18 protein-coding genes are annotated in these 16,838 nt (G+C 34.0%); 11 read left to right on the top strand and 7 right to left on the bottom strand.

Translation table 11 applies throughout. The features are described from left to right. Positions 1-157 precede the first annotated feature (157 nt). The 3 genes from ACQH6S_RS04060 to rpsU all read right to left on the bottom strand — a co-directional run bounded on the left by ACQH6S_RS04060 (position 158) and on the right by rpsU (position 3,494). The gene (locus ACQH6S_RS04060; protein WP_425360707.1) at positions 158-1,378 is read right to left on the bottom strand and encodes an aspartate kinase; all 1,221 of its coding nucleotides are present in this window, start codon (positions 1,376-1,378) and stop codon (positions 158-160) included. Between the two features lie 398 nt (positions 1,379-1,776). Then, complete coding sequence (locus tag ACQH6S_RS04055; RefSeq protein WP_425364697.1) at positions 1,777-2,967, bottom strand: hypothetical protein; 1,191 nt, start codon at positions 2,965-2,967, stop codon at positions 1,777-1,779. A 326-nt stretch (positions 2,968-3,293) separates the two neighbouring features. After that, the gene (gene rpsU, locus ACQH6S_RS04050) at positions 3,294-3,494 is read right to left on the bottom strand and encodes a 30S ribosomal protein S21 (RefSeq protein WP_094649364.1); all 201 of its coding nucleotides are present in this window, start codon (positions 3,492-3,494) and stop codon (positions 3,294-3,296) included. 107 nt (positions 3,495-3,601) lie between these two features. Here rpsU and ACQH6S_RS04045 point away from each other — a divergent pair, with 107 nt between their 5' ends. Then, entirely contained in the window at positions 3,602-4,231 is a 630-nt protein-coding gene (locus ACQH6S_RS04045) for a COQ9 family protein (protein WP_375330167.1), read from the top strand. A 25-nt stretch (positions 4,232-4,256) separates the two neighbouring features. After that, positions 4,257-7,478 (top strand): isoleucine--tRNA ligase, encoded by a 3,222-nt coding sequence (ileS, locus tag ACQH6S_RS04040; protein ID WP_425360709.1) that lies wholly within the window; start codon positions 4,257-4,259, stop codon positions 7,476-7,478. 260 nt (positions 7,479-7,738) lie between these two features. Here ileS and ACQH6S_RS04035 read toward each other — a convergent pair whose 3' ends face one another. Then, positions 7,739-9,013, bottom strand: a complete 1,275-nt coding sequence (locus ACQH6S_RS04035; RefSeq protein ID WP_425360710.1) for a hypothetical protein — start codon at positions 9,011-9,013, stop codon at positions 7,739-7,741. Positions 9,014-9,199: 186 nt separating this feature from the next. Between ACQH6S_RS04035 and ACQH6S_RS04030 the strand changes: the two genes are divergently transcribed. The 3 genes from ACQH6S_RS04030 (at position 9,200) to ACQH6S_RS04020 (ending at position 12,041) form a co-directional block, all read left to right on the top strand. After that, entirely contained in the window at positions 9,200-9,601 is a 402-nt protein-coding gene (locus ACQH6S_RS04030; protein WP_341748629.1) for an Rrf2 family transcriptional regulator, read from the top strand. Between the two features lie 75 nt (positions 9,602-9,676). Next, positions 9,677-10,792 (top strand): cysteine desulfurase family protein, encoded by a 1,116-nt coding sequence (locus ACQH6S_RS04025; protein ID WP_094649487.1) that lies wholly within the window; start codon positions 9,677-9,679, stop codon positions 10,790-10,792. After that, a complete protein-coding gene (locus ACQH6S_RS04020) occupies positions 10,785-12,041 on the top strand; it encodes an IscS subfamily cysteine desulfurase (RefSeq protein WP_425360712.1) in 1,257 nt (418 codons plus the stop codon). Before ACQH6S_RS04025 ends, ACQH6S_RS04020 begins: the two co-directional genes overlap by 8 nt. Here the strand turns inward: ACQH6S_RS04020 and ACQH6S_RS04015 are convergent. Then, a complete protein-coding gene (locus ACQH6S_RS04015) occupies positions 12,012-12,239 on the bottom strand; it encodes a palindromic element RPE1 domain-containing protein (RefSeq protein WP_425360713.1) in 228 nt (75 codons plus the stop codon). The two genes, ACQH6S_RS04020 and ACQH6S_RS04015, sit on opposite strands and share 30 nt — an antisense overlap. Before the next feature lie 54 nt (positions 12,240-12,293). Here ACQH6S_RS04015 and ACQH6S_RS04010 point away from each other — a divergent pair, with 54 nt between their 5' ends. Next, complete coding sequence (locus ACQH6S_RS04010; protein ID WP_425364696.1) at positions 12,294-13,298, top strand: Rpn family recombination-promoting nuclease/putative transposase; 1,005 nt, start codon at positions 12,294-12,296, stop codon at positions 13,296-13,298. A gap of 7 nt (positions 13,299-13,305) precedes the next feature. Continuing rightward, the gene (locus tag ACQH6S_RS04005) at positions 13,306-13,614 is read left to right on the top strand and encodes a palindromic element RPE2 domain-containing protein (protein WP_425364707.1); all 309 of its coding nucleotides are present in this window, start codon (positions 13,306-13,308) and stop codon (positions 13,612-13,614) included. On the opposite strand, the gene ACQH6S_RS04000 is transcribed toward ACQH6S_RS04005, so the two are convergent. Further along, positions 13,579-14,097 (bottom strand): IS630 family transposase, encoded by a 519-nt coding sequence (locus ACQH6S_RS04000; protein WP_425360021.1) that lies wholly within the window; start codon positions 14,095-14,097, stop codon positions 13,579-13,581. The genes ACQH6S_RS04005 and ACQH6S_RS04000 overlap by 36 nt on opposite strands. Then, positions 14,082-14,432, bottom strand: coding sequence for an IS630 transposase-related protein (locus ACQH6S_RS03995; RefSeq protein WP_425360020.1), 351 nt, complete (start codon positions 14,430-14,432; stop codon positions 14,082-14,084). Before ACQH6S_RS03995 ends, ACQH6S_RS04000 begins: the two co-directional genes overlap by 16 nt. A 107-nt stretch (positions 14,433-14,539) precedes the next feature. Here ACQH6S_RS03995 and ACQH6S_RS03990 point away from each other — a divergent pair, with 107 nt between their 5' ends. The 4 genes from ACQH6S_RS03990 (at position 14,540) to ACQH6S_RS03975 (ending at position 16,838) form a co-directional block, all read left to right on the top strand. Then, positions 14,540-15,010, top strand: coding sequence for a hypothetical protein (locus ACQH6S_RS03990; RefSeq protein ID WP_425364695.1), 471 nt, complete (start codon positions 14,540-14,542; stop codon positions 15,008-15,010). 7 nt (positions 15,011-15,017) lie between these two features. Next, positions 15,018-15,761, top strand: coding sequence for an Rpn family recombination-promoting nuclease/putative transposase (locus ACQH6S_RS03985; RefSeq protein ID WP_425364706.1), 744 nt, complete (start codon positions 15,018-15,020; stop codon positions 15,759-15,761). A 355-nt stretch (positions 15,762-16,116) separates the two neighbouring features. After that, entirely contained in the window at positions 16,117-16,497 is a 381-nt protein-coding gene (iscU, locus tag ACQH6S_RS03980) for a Fe-S cluster assembly scaffold IscU (RefSeq protein ID WP_094649773.1), read from the top strand. 8 nt (positions 16,498-16,505) lie between these two features. Next, a complete protein-coding gene (locus ACQH6S_RS03975; RefSeq protein ID WP_094649772.1) occupies positions 16,506-16,838 on the top strand; it encodes a HesB/IscA family protein in 333 nt (110 codons plus the stop codon).

Below are 16,838 nucleotides of genomic sequence, written 5' to 3'. Positions count from 1 at the left end.
CTCCTCGCAATGACGCTGATGCTAAAATACTAATCGGATTTATACCGTTGCCAATTCAAGTTAATTCACTATAATAGGCGAGCATTGAGTGACGACGTCACCAACTTCTCATCAATTGACTATACATGGTCTTGCAATGACAAAAATCTACCTAAAACTATTTATCTAGTTCAAATAGTTGATGCAAGCAACGTATAGTTTTTTCAGTGTCAAGGTCTTTTATTAGCAGAGAAATTTTAATTTCTGAAATTTGTATCATTTTCACTGATATATTTTGTTTTTCCAGTTCAGTTAATACCATATCAAGAAAATTATGGTCATTTTTAATGCCGTGACCAATAATCGATACTATAGAAATTTGGCTATCGATAATAAAATTATTTATCTGATTAGCATTCTTTAGATCATCTAGCAAATGCTGTAATTTATTTTTATCGGATAATTGGATAATAAAGCTATATTGTCGATATTCCTCGATATTTTCCATTAATTCTAGGTGAATATTATGGTTAGTGATCAGGTTGCATATCTTAGAAAAATTTAATTGAGTGGAATTTACTACTAATTTTAATAAATTTTTGTTGGAAGTAATGCCGGTAATTTTTTTATTTTCCATAATTTTTTCTCTAGATGTTATTAGTGTACCACTATCTTCATGGTATAATGGTAGTGAGAACGACGATAAAACGCGTATGGGTACGTTATATCTAATAGCCGCTTCTAAGGAGCGTGGATGCAACACTTTCGCTCCACAAGATGCAAATTCCAGCATTTCCTCAAAACTAATCTGTGATAATTTCTTTGCTCCAGGAACAATTCGTGGATCAGCAGTAAAAACCCCTTCTACATCAGTGTATATATCACATCTATCAGCTTGCATAGCAGCTGCAATTAACGAGGCAGTAGTATCGGATCCTCCTCGACCAAGCGTTGCTAACCTATTATTATTACTGATACCCTGAAATCCAGCAACTACCGGGATGATGTCTTGTTTAATACATTCTGTTAATAAACTAGTAGAGATTTGCTCAACCAAAGCTTTGCTATAATTATCATTGGTTAAGATTGGTAATTGCCATGCTAGCACAGACCTTGCATCTATGCCTTGTTGTTGTAGCTCAAGGGCAAGTAAGGAGGCTGTTACCATCTCTCCACTACAAAGGGCAGCATCATATTCTGCCAGTTGTGAACTAGTCTTAAGACTAGAAACCTCATTGCATAAAGTAACTAGTTGATTGGTAACACCAGCCATAGCTGAAACTACAATTATTACTTGATTACCATGCTGCTTTTCAAGCTTAATAATGGGAATAATTTCTTTTATTCTTGCAATGTTAGCAACAGAAGTTCCGCCAAATTTTTGAACTATTATGGACATAAATTGAAGAGATGTTGTTAAAAGGTCATTGCAAAAAGGCGTGAATCAAAGAAGTAATCTAACAAATATGGATTGCCACGACCACTATGTGGTCTCGCAATGACGTTTGGCAAAATATTTTCGTCATTGCGAGAAGCCACTTTAGTGGCGACGAAGCAATCCAGATTTATTCTAATGTTTGGATTGTCACGACCACTATGCGATCTCGCAATGACGTGACGTTGAAAGATAAAAACAGTCATTGCAAGAAGGTGTAGCCAACGAATCAATCGACAAGTTAGTATAGACTTAGATTGCCGCATCACTGCAAAGCGACTCCTCGCTAATAGACGCTTGGCGAACAGATTCTTATTCATCATTTTCAAATCCCATTCTTTAAATCATTTGAGCAGACAGGTCTATTTAATAACCTTTGGGATAGCAACTGTACGAGTATGCCATAAAGTATATATACCCTTAGCTATATTCTCGCTAGCAGAATAATACTTAGCTCGTGTATTATTAGGTAAATGAAGATGCATATTCTCATCAATAATTGATACTCTTCCTTCATTAAACTCGTTTTTTATGTGTCTTTTATGGGTTTCATTCATTGTAGAGTTATAATACACTGTAACAGTTTTAGCAGGTAACATATCTACGGTTTCTGAGACCATAGAAGTAGATTCACCTGGTACTATAATCAAGCTATGCTTGTTGTATAAAACAGCTCCAAGAATAGCCTTATACATACTTGGTTGCCCTTTCTTGAAGTCAAATAATTTAAATGGCACACGATTTTTTTGTAGAATTTCTTGGAAACTTGACGTTACCACATCCATTATACTATCTTTTTCATGTACACTAAGTTCTTTATTATGTTGACAATCATATTTTCCTGTACGTGGTCCATTAGATACTAATACAAAATAATTGTTTTTTAGTACAAGATTACTAACATATTCAGCTAACTTCTTTGCTTCTTTACCTGTATAGCAATGATATGTACCATTTTCTGGTACATCCCCTGCTAAAATCACTGCTAAAAATTTATCAGAGGGCTTATCGAAGGAAGAGAACATAGATTTAAATGCAGCATATTCTGATTCAATATCAGATAGTTGCATATTGTGTGCTACCCCATTAGTAGTAAGGAGTATAGTGTTCACACCAGTAAGCTTAGTATTTTGCTTATCTAATGCATGGCTAGGTAAGGCTATTATGTCTGCACCAAAGAAATCATCACGTTTTTCTTGGACAAGTTGCTTGTGTGATAAAGTACCATTATCTAATAGTTGGTGAGAAAGATGTACTGCGATAATCTTCTTTGCCAGTTCAGGATATGACTTTAATTTAGTTATTAATTCTATGCCGTAATAACCAACTGAAACTATAATAGTAAGATTTTTGTTATTGCTAATTTGATCCTTAACGGTTTCTAATTGCGATTTATCGTACTCCTCAACATTTAGTGTAATAGACCTACTTTTAAAGTACTTCTCACTTTCTCTTGCTACTCCTAGTAATTGACTACGATCCCCAACAAAAGCTTTATCGCTTATGATATACAAATTAGCTTTCTTTGTTTCAGCTGCGTGGGTGTGGAGCATAAAAGATGATATTATTAAACCTATAAAAAAAATGTAGCAAGAATATGTTCTAATAATCATAATATCTCAAATATTAACCTTAGATTTGCTTATAAGAAAGAAAAAATGTCATTCATGCTTCAGTACGGGATATAGATTCCACACTGAAGCATATAAGCTTCATTGCAAGGAGACCAGACCTTAGGTCGACGAAGCAATCCAGATTTATCTAATGTTTGGATTGCCACGACCACTATGTGATCTCGCAATGACGTGACGTTGAGAGATAAAAACAGTCATTGCGAGGAGGCGTAGCTAACGAAGCAATCCAAGAACATTAAGCTCGCTTAACCTTCCATCATTTGTTTACGAGCAACTTTTCTCTTCCTTCTTTCTGTTTCTTGATCCTTACGGACACGTTTTACTGAAGGAGGTTCATAGAAACGAGACATTTTCATTGAACGAAAAACAAGCTCTCTTTGCATTTTTCTTTTCAAATTTTTAATTGCTTGCTCACCATTCCCAGCATGAACATTTACTAGTATCACTTTTAATTACCCCCTTTTCGTGCAAATTAGATTGTTGAATGATATGAACATTATCTATATACTAAATGTATATGTCAAGATATATGTCAATATTAAAAGATGCATTTATGACTATTGAAGAGAAATATCATAGTTTAAAAGTACAATTTGTACAGACTTTAGCAAAACTGCTAGTTTTTAACGAGTGGAATGATAAATTATTAGCAGATACGGAAACAGAATGTGGTTTTGTTAAAGGATATTGCCATATAATTTTTCCTGAGGGGATAAGGGAAATAGTTGATTTTTTTGAAAGCTGGCAAGACCAGAAAATGCTGGAGTTATTATCTCAGCAGGAAACTCCGATTAAAATAAGGGATAGAATTGATTTAGCCTTAAAAATCAGAATAAAAGATGGTATAGCTAAACTTGTACATTTGAGGAATCGTAGTTATTTTGCCGTACCATCAAACAGCATATTCGCAACAAAAACAGCCTTTCGTACTTGTGACTTAATTTGGCGTTATGCAGGCGATAAGTCTATAGATTATAATTATTATACTAAGAGAGGTCTGTTACTCAGTGTTTATATAACTTCAATACTCTATTACATTCAAGATGAGTCAGAAGATAATATAGATACTGATAAATATATTACTAAATCTTTATCCAATATCATAACTATATCCTCTAAATGTAAGAATATGTTAAAGCTACCAAACCCTGTCGATATACCAATTATTCGACTATTTTTATAATATACTTTCTGTAATCGAGACTATAATGACTAAAAAACACTACCCAGATATTCAATCTAATGTTGATTTTCCAACAATTGAGAGAAAGATTTTAGCTTATTGGCAAAAGCATAATATTTTTCAAAAAACTATAGATGCTAGACCATCAGTAAAAAATGATAAGAATAACGAATTTATATTTTATGATGGACCCCCTTTTGCCAATGGACTCCCACATTATGGACATTTGCTAACTGGGTTCATCAAGGATGTTTATGCACGTTATCAAACCAGTAGAGGCAAAAGAGTTGAGCGACGCTTTGGTTGGGATTGTCATGGACTACCTGCCGAGATGCAAGCAGAAAAGGAGTTGGGTATTTCTGGTAGAACTGCCATTATCAATTTTGGTATTGATAAATTTAACGAGCATTGTCAATCATCGGTGATGAAATATGCTGATCAGTGGCAGAAATATGTTAATAGGCAAGCAAGATGGGTGGATTTTGACAATTCCTATAAAACTATGGATAAAGCCTTTATGGAATCTGTTTTATGGGCTTTTAAAGAATTATACAATAAAGGGCTTCTTTATGAATCAATGAGGGTAATGCCTTATTCTTGGGCATGTGAAACGCCTTTATCCAATTTTGAAACTAGGCTAGACAACTCATATAGAGAGAGAACTGATAAGGCGGTTACGGTAAGTTTTGTACTTAATGAGAAATTGCCAGGTTCTGTGCAGTATAATGAGTATAGAATGCTGGCATGGACTACGACGCCATGGACTTTGCCGGCTAATTTGGCATTAGCCATTGGAGCAAATATTGAATATGCTTTAGTGCCAAATGGTCAGGTTTGTTATATTTTGGCAAAATTTGCTTTAGAAAAATATCACAAAGAATTAGGGCTTAGTGCTGACACAAATTATGATATAATTGAAGGTAAGTGCTTATTAAACATGAATCTTACTTACCAACCATTATTCGATTATTTTTCCAATCATCCAGGTAGTTTCAAAGTACTTTCTGGAGATTTTGTCGTCGAAGGAGACGGTACCGGTATCGTACATATGGCTCCCGGTTTTGGTGAGGAAGATCAAATTCTTTGTCAATCGCAAGGAATAGAACTCGTTTGTCCTGTAGATAATGCTGGGAAATTTACCAAAGAAATTTATGATTTTGTCGGTTTGCAAATATTTGATGCTAATGATCAAATTATTATTAAGCTAAAAAATCAGGGAAATTGGTTTAAAACTGAGCAATATATTCATAATTATCCGCATTGCTGGCGTACTGATACCCCTCTTATATACAAAGCAGTTCCTTCTTGGTATGTGAAAGTTACCGAATTTAAAGACAGAATGGTTGAATTAAATCAGCAAATTAACTGGATACCCTTGCATATTAGGGATAATCTATTTGGAAAATGGTTAGAAAATGCTAGAGATTGGTCAATTAGCCGTAATAGATTTTGGGGGACGCCTCTCCCAGTCTGGAAGTCGGATGATCCGGCTTATCCTAGAATTGATGTGTATGGTTCAATAGAAGAGCTAGAGAAAGATTTTGGGGTAACAATCGTTGATTTGCATCGACCTTTTATTGATCAGCTAACTAGAAAAAATCCAGACGATCCAACCGGTAAGTCAATGATGCGTCGAATAGAAGATGTATTTGATTGTTGGTTTGAAAGCGGCTCTATGCCTTATGGACAAGTACATTATCCATTTGAAAATAAAGATTGGTTTGAAAAGCATTTTCCTGCTGATTTTATAGTGGAATATTCAGCACAAACACGTGGTTGGTTCTATACTTTAATGGTATTGTCAACTGCCTTATTTGACCAACCACCTTTTTTAAATTGTATTTGCCATGGAGTTATATTAGATAGTACCGGACAAAAATTATCAAAGCGTCTTAATAATTATGCTGATCCATTAGAATTATTTGATAAATATGGTTCTGATGCTCTAAGAGTCACTATGCTTTCTACAAACATAGTTAAAGGTCAGGAATTATTGATCGATAAAGACGGAAAAATGGTTTTTGAGAGCTTACGTTTATTTATTAAGCCTATTTGGAATGCCTACCATTTCTTTACTATGTATGCTAATGCTGACCAAATCAAAGCTGAACTAGACTTTAATTCTCAAAATGTGCTAGATCGTTATATTTTATCAAAACTAAAAATATCAGTACAAAAAATTCAGCATGGGTTAGATAATTTTGACAGTCAAATAGCCTATAGTAACATTGCCGATTTTTTTGAAGTATTAAATAATTGGTATATTAGAAGAAGTAGAAATCGTTTTTGGAAAAGTGAGAAAGATCAAGATAAGAAAAATGCTTATAATACCTTATATAGTTGTATTAAAATAATGTCGTCCGCTCAATCTAGTTTATTGCCATTAATTTCTGAGGAGATTTATTTGGGACTCACCGGGATAGAACCGAAAGGTGAGAGTAGACTTCCTGCAAAAGAGTTTTGTGGGAAGTCTAGTGTTCATTTGACAGATTTTCCTACACTAGATAAGATAGAAGTGGATGATGATTTGGTTAGCACCATGGATCAAATATTAGATATTTGTAGTAATGCTTTATTCATTAGAAGTAGCGAGAATATTCGGACTAGACAACCATTGAGCAGCTTAACAATCATTAGCAGCAATAATGAGCTATTAATAAAATTTGAAGAATTGATTAAAGATGAAATCAATGTTAAAAAGGTAATTTATAAAGATGATGTAGAAAATTATGCCGATCATAAATTATCGATTAACTTTCCTAATTTAGGTAAGCGTCTACCTCATAAGGTCAAAGATATCATAGTAGCTTCTAAAAAGAATCAGTGGCAACTTACTCCTGAGCATCTAATAATAGCCGGAGAGAAGCTGAATAATGATGAATTCTCTCTAGCCTTACAACCTAAAAATGCTAAAGGTACAAAATCTTTAGCTAATAATCAGGGGCTAATATTGCTAGATTTGGAAATAACACAGGAATTATACGAAGAAGGTATAGCGAGAGATTTAATACGCTTTATTCAACAAGCGAGAAAAGATGCTAATTTTGCTATAAATGACAGAATTTTCCTAGAGATTATTGGTAAGCCAGATTTTATGCTAATAGTCCAGCAACATAGTAAATTCATTCTCGAACAAACCTTAAGTGAATTTGCTAGCAATTTTACGCCAGACTATATGACCGATATTGAATTAGATTCAAATACGATAAGCATAAGAGTGTCAAGAGTTTCTAAGCACATAAGCTAACTTTAAACGGAGAATCTGTCATTCCTGCTTCGGTGCGGAATCTATTATACCTCATGGCATTTTTAGTTCCCTGCCTTCTTAGGGATGACAACCATTGTCCTATATTTTATTCAAATCTGCAAAAAACTTGATTATCGAGTAAAAGTTGATTAGAAATGGATTGCTTCGTCGACCTTACGGTCTCCTCGCAATGACATTTGGGGTGCATATACGTCATTGCGAGACCATGTAATGGTCGAAGCAATCCACTCTTTAACCAGTTAAGCTAAATCATTGTCATCCAAATTAGAACCAGTTATAGGTACAATATCCAAAGTATTATCCAAAATTTGCAATATCTGCTCGGTTATATTAGATACAGCTTTTTCTTCTGGTAATTCTTTATCGCATATCTCAATAGTAGATTCTTGTTTTCTCGGAATATCTGTTATGATAATCTTTTCCATAGATTCTTGGTAAATAGGATGTTCTACGAATTGCTTAAAACCAAGGAAAGTAAATAACACTTCTTCTTCAATTGAAGATTTGTCTGTTTCTGGTATTTCGCTAAAAAAAGCATTAAAATCTTCTTTCTGTACATTATTCAGACACCCTTTAGTTGCTGCTATCCAAGTTTTGAAAGACTCATTAATATCAGAATTACCATAATTACTGTTTAGTACTACTTGGAGTTTAGTTTTCAGTGCATCAAAGGCTGTTATAAACTTGTCTGTATCAGGTTTGCTGTGTTGTTGTAGATATATATACGCTGCGTGTTTTGTCTCCTCCCTGTTGTTGCTGGAACCAGAAAGATTTTTGCTCTGTATTTGATACTGTTCGATCAGCTGATAAGCAGCACAAAAATACTGAGCCAACTCCAATACGCTAGATTTTTTGATTTCCTCTACTGACTTTTTCTCAAACTTTGCTCGGATATCTTCTAAAGGGGCTAAAAATTCCTCGCATTTTTGTGTTTCTGCTTCTGTGTTGATAATTTTTTCCAAAATTGCTTGGTAATCAGGAGACTTTAATAATTGCTCATAACGAAGAACAGCAGTAAACAGCTTGTCTCCAATTGAAGAATTAACATCTGATATTTTTTCAAAGGAAGATAAAAGTGTTTCTGACTGTAAGGAATTCAGACTACTTTTTATATCTTCTGCCCAATAAGTAAATGGGACGCTAGGAGCAGTTTCATATGATGTTAACAATTTTAAAGTCTTAATTTTGAGTTCACCAAAAGCTGTTATGAACTTGTCTATGTTAGATTCAGTGTGTTCGTCTAGATAGCTATAAGCTTTCTGTTGTTCTTCCTCACTGCTTTGGGGATCAGAAAATTTCTCGCTCTGTTTTTGATGTTTTATGATAAGCAAATAATCATTACAAAAATACTTAGCCAACTCTAATATGCTAGATTCTTTGATTTCCTCTACTGACTTTTCCTCAAATTCTGCTCGGACATTTTCTAAATATGCTAAAAATTCTTCATGTTTTTTTCTTTCTGCTTCTGTTGTTTCATCACTTATTAAAGAAGCATTATCTTGATTCTTAGACATGGGTTACTCTCCATTTTAAAATTTATAATATGATTATTGATTTATTAATTATCGCAAACAACCTCCTAATAAGTAAAGTTTAGTTACCAATTTCGCTACTGTCAATTGGATTTTTTTGTTAATAGAATACTTGACTAAATTAGTAGGATATTATAAGATATATGTTATAATGGTGGAGTCGTTTGTATGCAATTAACTACAAAAGGGCGATATGCGGTGATGGCAATCTTAGAAATTGCATCACAAATGTCGGATACGCCTGTTACCTTGGCTGAAATTTCAGCAAAACAACATATACCGGTTAATTATTTGGAGCAAATTTTTGCAAAACTGAAGAAAGCTAACATAGTTAGATCAGCTAAAGGTCGAAAAGGTGGTTATATCATTAATGAAAAATTAGATAAAATCAGGATTACTAATATTATTGATGCGGTAGATGAGAATATCGAAATGACCAGATGTTTAGGGAAATCTGGAAATAGTTGTGTACCTAATAAAGTGCAATGTAACGCCCATCATTTATGGTTGGGTTTAAGTCGGCATATAAGGGATTATTTTGATACTATTTCGATAGCTGATATGCTTTAGGTATACTTGACTTCCTATATTAACTAATATAAAAATTATTTTTTTACAACTTTTGTATTAGTGGGCTGAAAATTTATGTTATATTTAGATCATAATGCTACTACTAACATTCATCCTAAGGTTAAAGAGCTGATGGAGAATTTGATGATAGAGACCTATTATAATCCGTCTTCTATTCATACAAAGGGGCGTTATGCTCGAAGTTTAGTAGAAATAGCTAGGCAGCAGGTTGCGAAATCTGTTGGAGCTGATATAAATTCTAGGGAATATCAGGTAATTTTTACTTCCTCTGGTACAGAGAGTAATAATTTGCTGATGAATAATTATTATGATGGAGAAATTTTTGTTTCTAGTATAGAGCATTTATCGATCTTTGATCACACTAAATATCGGGATAATATTAAAATTATCCGCGTTGATAGTGATGGCATTGTTGATATTGAACATTTAGAGCAATTATTATCAACTAGTCAAGCTAGTAAAAAGCTAGTCTCTGTGATGTTGGCTAATAATGAAAGTGGTGTTGTACAAAACATACAGCAGCTAGTTAAAATTGCCCAAAAATATGGAGCGGTATTTCATAGTGATTGCGTGCAAGCAGTTGGCAAAATACCGGTCAATATTAAAGAACTAGCTGTTGATTTTGCTACTATATCAGCTCACAAATTAGGAGGAATGCAGGGTAGTAGTGCGTTGATTGTTAAGGCAGGAAATACGCTTAAAGCGATGATGATTGGCGGAGGGCAAGAGAGGAATATTCGCTCAGGTACAGAAAATGTGCTGGCAATTGCCTCGTTCGGGCTTGCATCATCAATAGTTACTAATGAGCTAGCAGATAGATATAATAAAATGAAGAAATTACAAACATATTTGGAGCAGAATTTACTTAACTATAAAAATGTTAAAATAGTGTCAAAGAATGTTGAAAGACTACCTAATACTACCTTGATGATTGTGCCAGAAACTGATGCACAAACTAAGTTGATAGCTTTTGATTTAAGGGGTATAGCGGTGAGTTCCGGCTCTGCCTGTTCATCAGGAAAAGTTGGCAAGTCACATGTGTTATCTTCTATGGGGGTTAGTGAGGAAGATGCTAGGTCTTCGATTAGAATCAGTTTCGATTATCAACAAACTATTGAAGATGTTGTGACATTTATTAAAGCGTTTGAAGAAGTATACTCAAATGGATAAATTAGAAAAATTAAGACAACAAGTAAAATTAACTGGTAAATCGCTACCAATTTATATGGATTATCAATCAACAACCCCTATGGATCCAAGGGTTCTAGAATGTATGTTGCCGTATTTTACTACTAAATTTGGTAATCCGCACTCTAGGAGTCATTCCTTTGGTTGGGAAGCTGAAGAAGCTGTAGAAATGTCAAGAGAGAAAGTGGCAAGGCTTATTGGTGCTGATTCTAAAGAAATTGTTTTTACTTCTGGTGCTACTGAATCTAACAATTTAGCGATAAAAGGTATTGCTAAATTCTATGGTAGTAAGAAAAATCACATAATAACAGTGATAAGTGAACATAAATGCGTTTTAGATGCTTGTCGGCATTTAGAAAATGAAGGATTTAAGGTAACATATTTGCCAATTCAGGCAAATGGCTTGATTGATTTACAGCAATTAAGAAATGCCATAACCGACCAAACTATGCTGGTATCGGTGATGGCGGTAAATAATGAAATCGGTGTTATTCAGCCAATTAAAGAAATTGGCAAAATTTGTCGGGAATTAGGCGTATTCTTTCACTCAGATATTGCCCAAGGATATGGTAAAATCCCCATAGATGTTAATGATTGTAACATTGATTTGGCAAGTATTTCTGGGCATAAAATTTATGGTCCCAAAGGTATTGGAGCTTTATATGTAAGAAAAAAACCTAGGGTACGATTAGTGCCAATTTTAAATGGTGGTGGACAGGAAAGAGGTATGCGTTCTGGAACTCTCCCAACTCCTTTAATTGTTGGACTCGGGGCAGCAGCTGAATTAGCTCTATCGGAAATGTCGCAAGATTCTAAACTAGTAGAAGAGCTTTTTGATAGATTTTATAATAATATTACTAAACAAATTGCTGATGTCTATTTAAACGGTGATATGCATAAGAGATATAAGGGAAATTTAAATTTAAGTTTTGCTTATGTCGAAGGGGAGTCAATGATATTGGCTATTAAGGATTTAGCCGTTTCATCTGGTTCAGCTTGTACCTCATCTTCACTGGAGCCATCATATGTGTTAAGAGCTATGGGGGTTGACGAAGAAATGGCACATACATCGATTAGGTTTGGTATTGGTAGATTTACCACTAAAGAAGAAATAGATTATGCTGTAGAGTTAATAAAGTCAAAAATTAACAAGTTAAGAGAACTGAGTCCTCTTTGGGAGATGGTTCAAGAAGGTGTTAATTTAAAGCAAATTAAGTGGGCAATACACTAGACTCCCTGCATAAGGCAATCTAGGAGGCTGTCTGCAATCTGCTGGTAATTTGTACGTCGATGCGGTACTCGAATCCTCACGTACGCTAGAGTACGCTGCGGTTCTGCGTTCCGCGTCTCCTTCAAACTCCTCAGCATAAGCGAGTTTTGAAAGAGGTCTAATAACTAAAGTAATGATTTTTTGGATTGCCACGACCACTACGTGTTCTCGCTAATAGATTTGGGTAAGGTGAATATATAAGTAAATTTTATTATGACTCTAGACAAGCCAAAACATGATGAAATCTTTCGCAAATCTATGGAGAATCCCATAGTTGCTAAAGAATTTTTGGCAACTCATTTGCCGAAGGATGTGTTGGCTTTAATCGATAGTACATCTTTAAAATTAGAAAAAGATAGTTTTATTGAGCCAGACCTTTCTGAAACTATTTCAGATGTATTATTTTCTGTTAAGTTTAATGATCAGGATGGCTATATTTTTTTGCTATTGGAACATCAAAGTACTGTTGATAAAATGATGGCATTTAGGTTATTTAAATATATGATTAATATTTGTGATCTATATTTAACTACTAATCCTAAAGCTAAAAGCCTTCCAGTAATTTATCCCCTAATAATTTATAATGGCAAGAAGAAATATAACGCATCGCTCAATATATGGAATTTATTTAGCCATCCAGATTTAGCCAGAGGCTTTTGGACAAATGATTGTCAGCTTATTAACGTACATGACATTCCCGATGAAGAACTCAAGAAAAAAATATGGTCTGGAATTTTGTTATTTTTCCTTAAGCACATCCACGAACGTCAATTACTGAAAAGATGGCAAGAAATCTCTCATCTCTTGCCTAAATTGAGTAAAATAACAATAGGTCATGACCATATAAGAAATCTATTGAGCTATACTTTGACCTTTATTGAGCAAAATGATAAAATAGAGTTAGAAAAAATATTAAAAAATAGTTTAACTAAAGAAAAAGGAGAAGAACTTATGCCTAGTATAGCTCAAGTATGGAAAGAAGAAGGGATTCAAATCGGACTCCAAGATGGTATCAAAATCGGAGAGGCCAGAGGTAAAGCTAGAGGAGAAGCCATAGGAGAAGCTAGAGGAGAAGCTAGAGGAGAAGCTAGAGGTAGAGCCGAGGGTGAAGCTAAATTAATAAAAATGATGATAAACAATGGTAGCTCTATTGAAGAAGTAGCGAGAATTACTGGACTATCTATTACTAAAATCAATGAATTACTGAAAGTACAGTAAATAACGAATTATTAAATTAGCTATAGTCAATTCAGGAGGATTTGGTGCTAGGAGCGATGGAGCGACGCCTATAAGTAATAGGCGAGCGACGAGTGACGACGTCACCAACTTCTCATCAATTGACTATAAAAGCCTTCCATTAATTTATCCCTTAATACTTTATAATGGCAAGAAGAAATATAACGCACCTCTTAATATATGGAATTTATTTAGCCATCCAGATTTAGCCAGAGGCTTTTGGACAAATGATTGTCAGCTTATTATAGTTAAACCCATAAAATTAGGTGACAAAGAACATAGTAATAATTTCAAATAATTTGCTGGTTTCTGTTACCTTATTTTTAATCCATCGTTTCATATTAGCCCAAAACTTCTCTATGGGATTTAAGTCTGGTGAATATGGCGGTAAAAAAATAAGCTTGCAACCAACTGATTCTATTAATTCCTTTGTTTTCTTTGATTTATGGAAACTAGCATTATCCATCACTACAACTTGTCCTGCTTTTAACTCTTTAATTAAAAACTTCTCAACCCAATTATTAAATAACTCTGTATTGCACGTTCCATTAAAAACAAAAGGAGCTATTGATTGATTGTTTACCAAGCCAGCTATGATATTAGTTCTTTGATAGTGTTTCCCACTCTTCTTTCCAATCAGTAATTCTCCTGTTTTACTCCAGCCTCTATCTTGGCAAATACCTGTATCTATACCGCTTTCATCAATATGCACTATTTGCCCTTTATCATATTTATTGATCTCTTCTAAATATTCAGCTCGTCTGTCTACACTTGACTCCATGTAGGTAAAGGTTTTTTTTTATAACTAAAACCTAGCTGTTTTAATATCCTTCCAGTTTGAGACCTCGCAATTCCAAACTCTTTACCAATATCTTGTAATCTCATATTTGGATTATTTCTTACAAAATTTGCTAACTTTTGCTTATCAACTTTACTTTTAAAACCTACTCTAGCTTTTGCTAATATCGTTCCTTCCTTTCTCTTCCTTACGTTCCAGCGACTAATTGTATTTTTATGTATATCGAATATCTTGGCAGCCGCTCTTTGACTATTACCTTTTTCTATATAACTTATTACTTTTTTTCTTAAATCTTTACTATATGGGCTTGTTGACATTTTTTCTCTTATTTATACCATATAATGTCATCTAATTCAACGGGTTTAACTATAACGTACATGACATCCCCGATGAAGAACTCAAGAAAAAAATATGGTCTGGGATTTTGTTATTTTTCCTTAAGCACATCCACGAACGTCAATTACTGAAAAGATGGCAAGAAATCTCTTATCTCTTGCCTAAATTGAGTAAAATAACAATAGGTCATGACCACATAAGAAATCTATTGAGCTATACTTTGACCTTTATTGAGCAAAATGATAAAATAGAGTTAGAAAAAATATTAAAAAATAGTTTAACTAAAGAAAAAGGAGAAGAACTTATGCCTAGTATAGCTCAAGTATGGAAAGAAGAAGGGATTCAAATCGGACTACAAGATGGTATCAAAATCGGAGAGGCCAGAGGTAAAGCTAGAGGAGAAACCATAGGAGAAGCTAGAGGAGAAGCTAGAGGTAGAGCCGAGGGTGAAGCTAAATTAATAAAAATGATGATAAACAATGGTAGCTCTATTGAAGAAGTAGCAAGAATTACTGGACTATCTATTACTAAAATCAATGAATTACTGAAAGTACAGTAAATAACGAATTATTAAATTAGCTATAGTCAATTCAGGAGAATTTGGGGCTAGGAACGATGGAGCGACGCCTATAAGTAATAGGCGAGCGACGAGTGACGACGTCCCCAACTTCTCATCAATTGACTATAAAAGCCTTCCATTAATTTATCCCTTAATACTTTATAATGGCAAGAAGAAATATAACGCATCGCTCAATATATGGAATTTATTTAGCCATCCAGATTTAGCCAGAGGCTTTTGGACAAATGATTGTCAGCTTATTAACGTACATGATATTCCTGATAAAGAACTTAAGGAAAAAGTATGGTCTGGGATTTTGTTATTTTTCCTCAAACACATCCACGAACGTCAATTACTGAAAAGATGGCAAGAAATTTCTTATCTCTTGCCTAAATTGAGTAAAATAACAATAGGTCATGACCATATAAGAAATCTATTGAGCTATACTTTGACCTTTATTGAGCAAAGTGATAAAATAGAGTTAGAAAAAATATTAAAAAATAGTTTAACTAAAGAAAAAGGAGAAGAACTTATGCCTAGTATAGCTCAAGTATGGAAAGAAGAAGGTATAGAGATAGGGCTACAGGATGGTATTAAAATCGGAGAAGCCAAAGGTAGAGCCGAGGGTAGAGCCGAGGGTGAAGCTAAATTAATAAAAATGATGATAAACAATGGTAACTCTATTGAGGAAGTAGCAAGAATGACTAGATTATCTATTACAAGAATCAATGAACTATTGAAAGTACAGTAAACTGGTGCTTATTAGCAAGGCGTTACTTTAGTAATAACACCTATGTATAGCATAATACCTTAAAATTTTTGTTATTTTCATAATAATAAAAAAATTGTAGGGTATAAAAAAATAAGCAATATTGCAAAAATAATGCAAATAACTATTAGTGGGTCAAAAAAATCTGTTATATTTATAGATATATACTCAAATGATTTGGAGAATTGAATTTGAAAATAATGGGCTAGGAGGCAGGCTCCTAGACTATGGCAGCGTATGTTAGTATGCGAGTCCCTGATATTTTCAAAAAAACAATCTTTCAAAGCAGGAGAGTATAGACGTATTAAGGTAGAATAATTATTAATATAGGAATAACATGGGTTATAGTTTAAAAGTACTGGATCATTACGAAAATCCGCGTAACGTTGGATCATTAGACAAAAATGATGCATATGTTGGGACAGGTCTTGTGGGAGCCCCTGCCTGTGGTGATGTAATGAAGCTACAAATTAAAGTTAGTGCAGAGGGAATTATTACAGATGCAAAATTTAAAACATTTGGTTGTGGTTCTGCTATTGCTTCAAGTTCTTTAGTAACGGAATGGGTTAAGGGTAAATCTCTTGACGAGGCTGGTAGTATAAAAAATACAGAGATAGCCAAGGAATTATCTTTGCCACCAGTAAAACTCCATTGTTCTTTATTGGCAGAAGATGCCATAAAAGCAGCAATACTTGATTATAAAACTAAAAACTCATAGTAATTATTATGAAAAATGTTATGTCATTGACTGAGGCAGCAGCTCAACAAATAAAGAGATTGATAGACAGGCGTGATAAACCATCTTTTGGTATTAGGATTGGTGTGAAATCTGGTGGTTGTTCCGGTCTATCTTATTATGTAGAATATGCTGATATCAAAAATAAGTTTGATGAGGTGGTAGAAGATAAAGGTGTACGAATATTAATTGACCCAAAAGCTCTAATGTATCTTTTAGCAAGTGAAATGGATTATGTAGAAGGTAAGTTTAAATCTGGCTTTACTTTTAACAATCCGAATGAAAAAGGTAGTTGTGGATGTGGGAAGTCGTTTAATGTTTAA

It is taken from the genome of Candidatus Tisiphia endosymbiont of Mystacides longicornis (assembly GCF_964031095.1).
In the GTDB taxonomy this organism is placed as follows: Bacteria; Pseudomonadota; Alphaproteobacteria; order Rickettsiales; family Rickettsiaceae; genus Tisiphia.
The sequence above is the reverse complement of the archived record's forward strand: the minus strand, read 5'-3'. Positions and strand labels throughout refer to the sequence as shown.

Bases quoted from the DNA above. Each gene is read 5' to 3' on its own strand.
- ACQH6S_RS04045 (WP_375330167.1), top strand. From the start codon at position 3,602: ATGACTATTGAAGAGAAATATCATAGTTTAAAAGTACAATTTGTACAG.
- ileS (WP_425360709.1), top strand. From the start codon at position 4,257: ATGACTAAAAAACACTACCCAGATATTCAATCTAATGTTGATTTTCCA.
- ACQH6S_RS03995 (WP_425360020.1), bottom strand. From the start codon at position 14,432: ATGTCAACAAGCCCATATAGTAAAGATTTAAGAAAAAAAGTAATAAGT.
- ACQH6S_RS04025 (WP_094649487.1), top strand. From the start codon at position 9,677: ATGTTATATTTAGATCATAATGCTACTACTAACATTCATCCTAAGGTT.
- ACQH6S_RS04020 (WP_425360712.1), top strand. From the start codon at position 10,785: ATGGATAAATTAGAAAAATTAAGACAACAAGTAAAATTAACTGGTAAA.
- iscU (WP_094649773.1), top strand. From the start codon at position 16,117: ATGGGTTATAGTTTAAAAGTACTGGATCATTACGAAAATCCGCGTAAC.
- ACQH6S_RS04000 (WP_425360021.1), bottom strand. From the start codon at position 14,097: ATGGAGTCAAGTGTAGACAGACGAGCTGAATATTTAGAAGAGATCAAT.
- ACQH6S_RS04010 (WP_425364696.1), top strand. From the start codon at position 12,294: ATGACTCTAGACAAGCCAAAACATGATGAAATCTTTCGCAAATCTATG.
- ACQH6S_RS04055 (WP_425364697.1), bottom strand. From the start codon at position 2,967: ATGCTCCACACCCACGCAGCTGAAACAAAGAAAGCTAATTTGTATATC.
- ACQH6S_RS04035 (WP_425360710.1), bottom strand. From the start codon at position 9,013: ATGTCTAAGAATCAAGATAATGCTTCTTTAATAAGTGATGAAACAACA.
- ACQH6S_RS03975 (WP_094649772.1), top strand. From the start codon at position 16,506: ATGAAAAATGTTATGTCATTGACTGAGGCAGCAGCTCAACAAATAAAG.
- ACQH6S_RS04060 (WP_425360707.1), bottom strand. From the start codon at position 1,378: ATGTCCATAATAGTTCAAAAATTTGGCGGAACTTCTGTTGCTAACATT.
- ACQH6S_RS04030 (WP_341748629.1), top strand. From the start codon at position 9,200: ATGCAATTAACTACAAAAGGGCGATATGCGGTGATGGCAATCTTAGAA.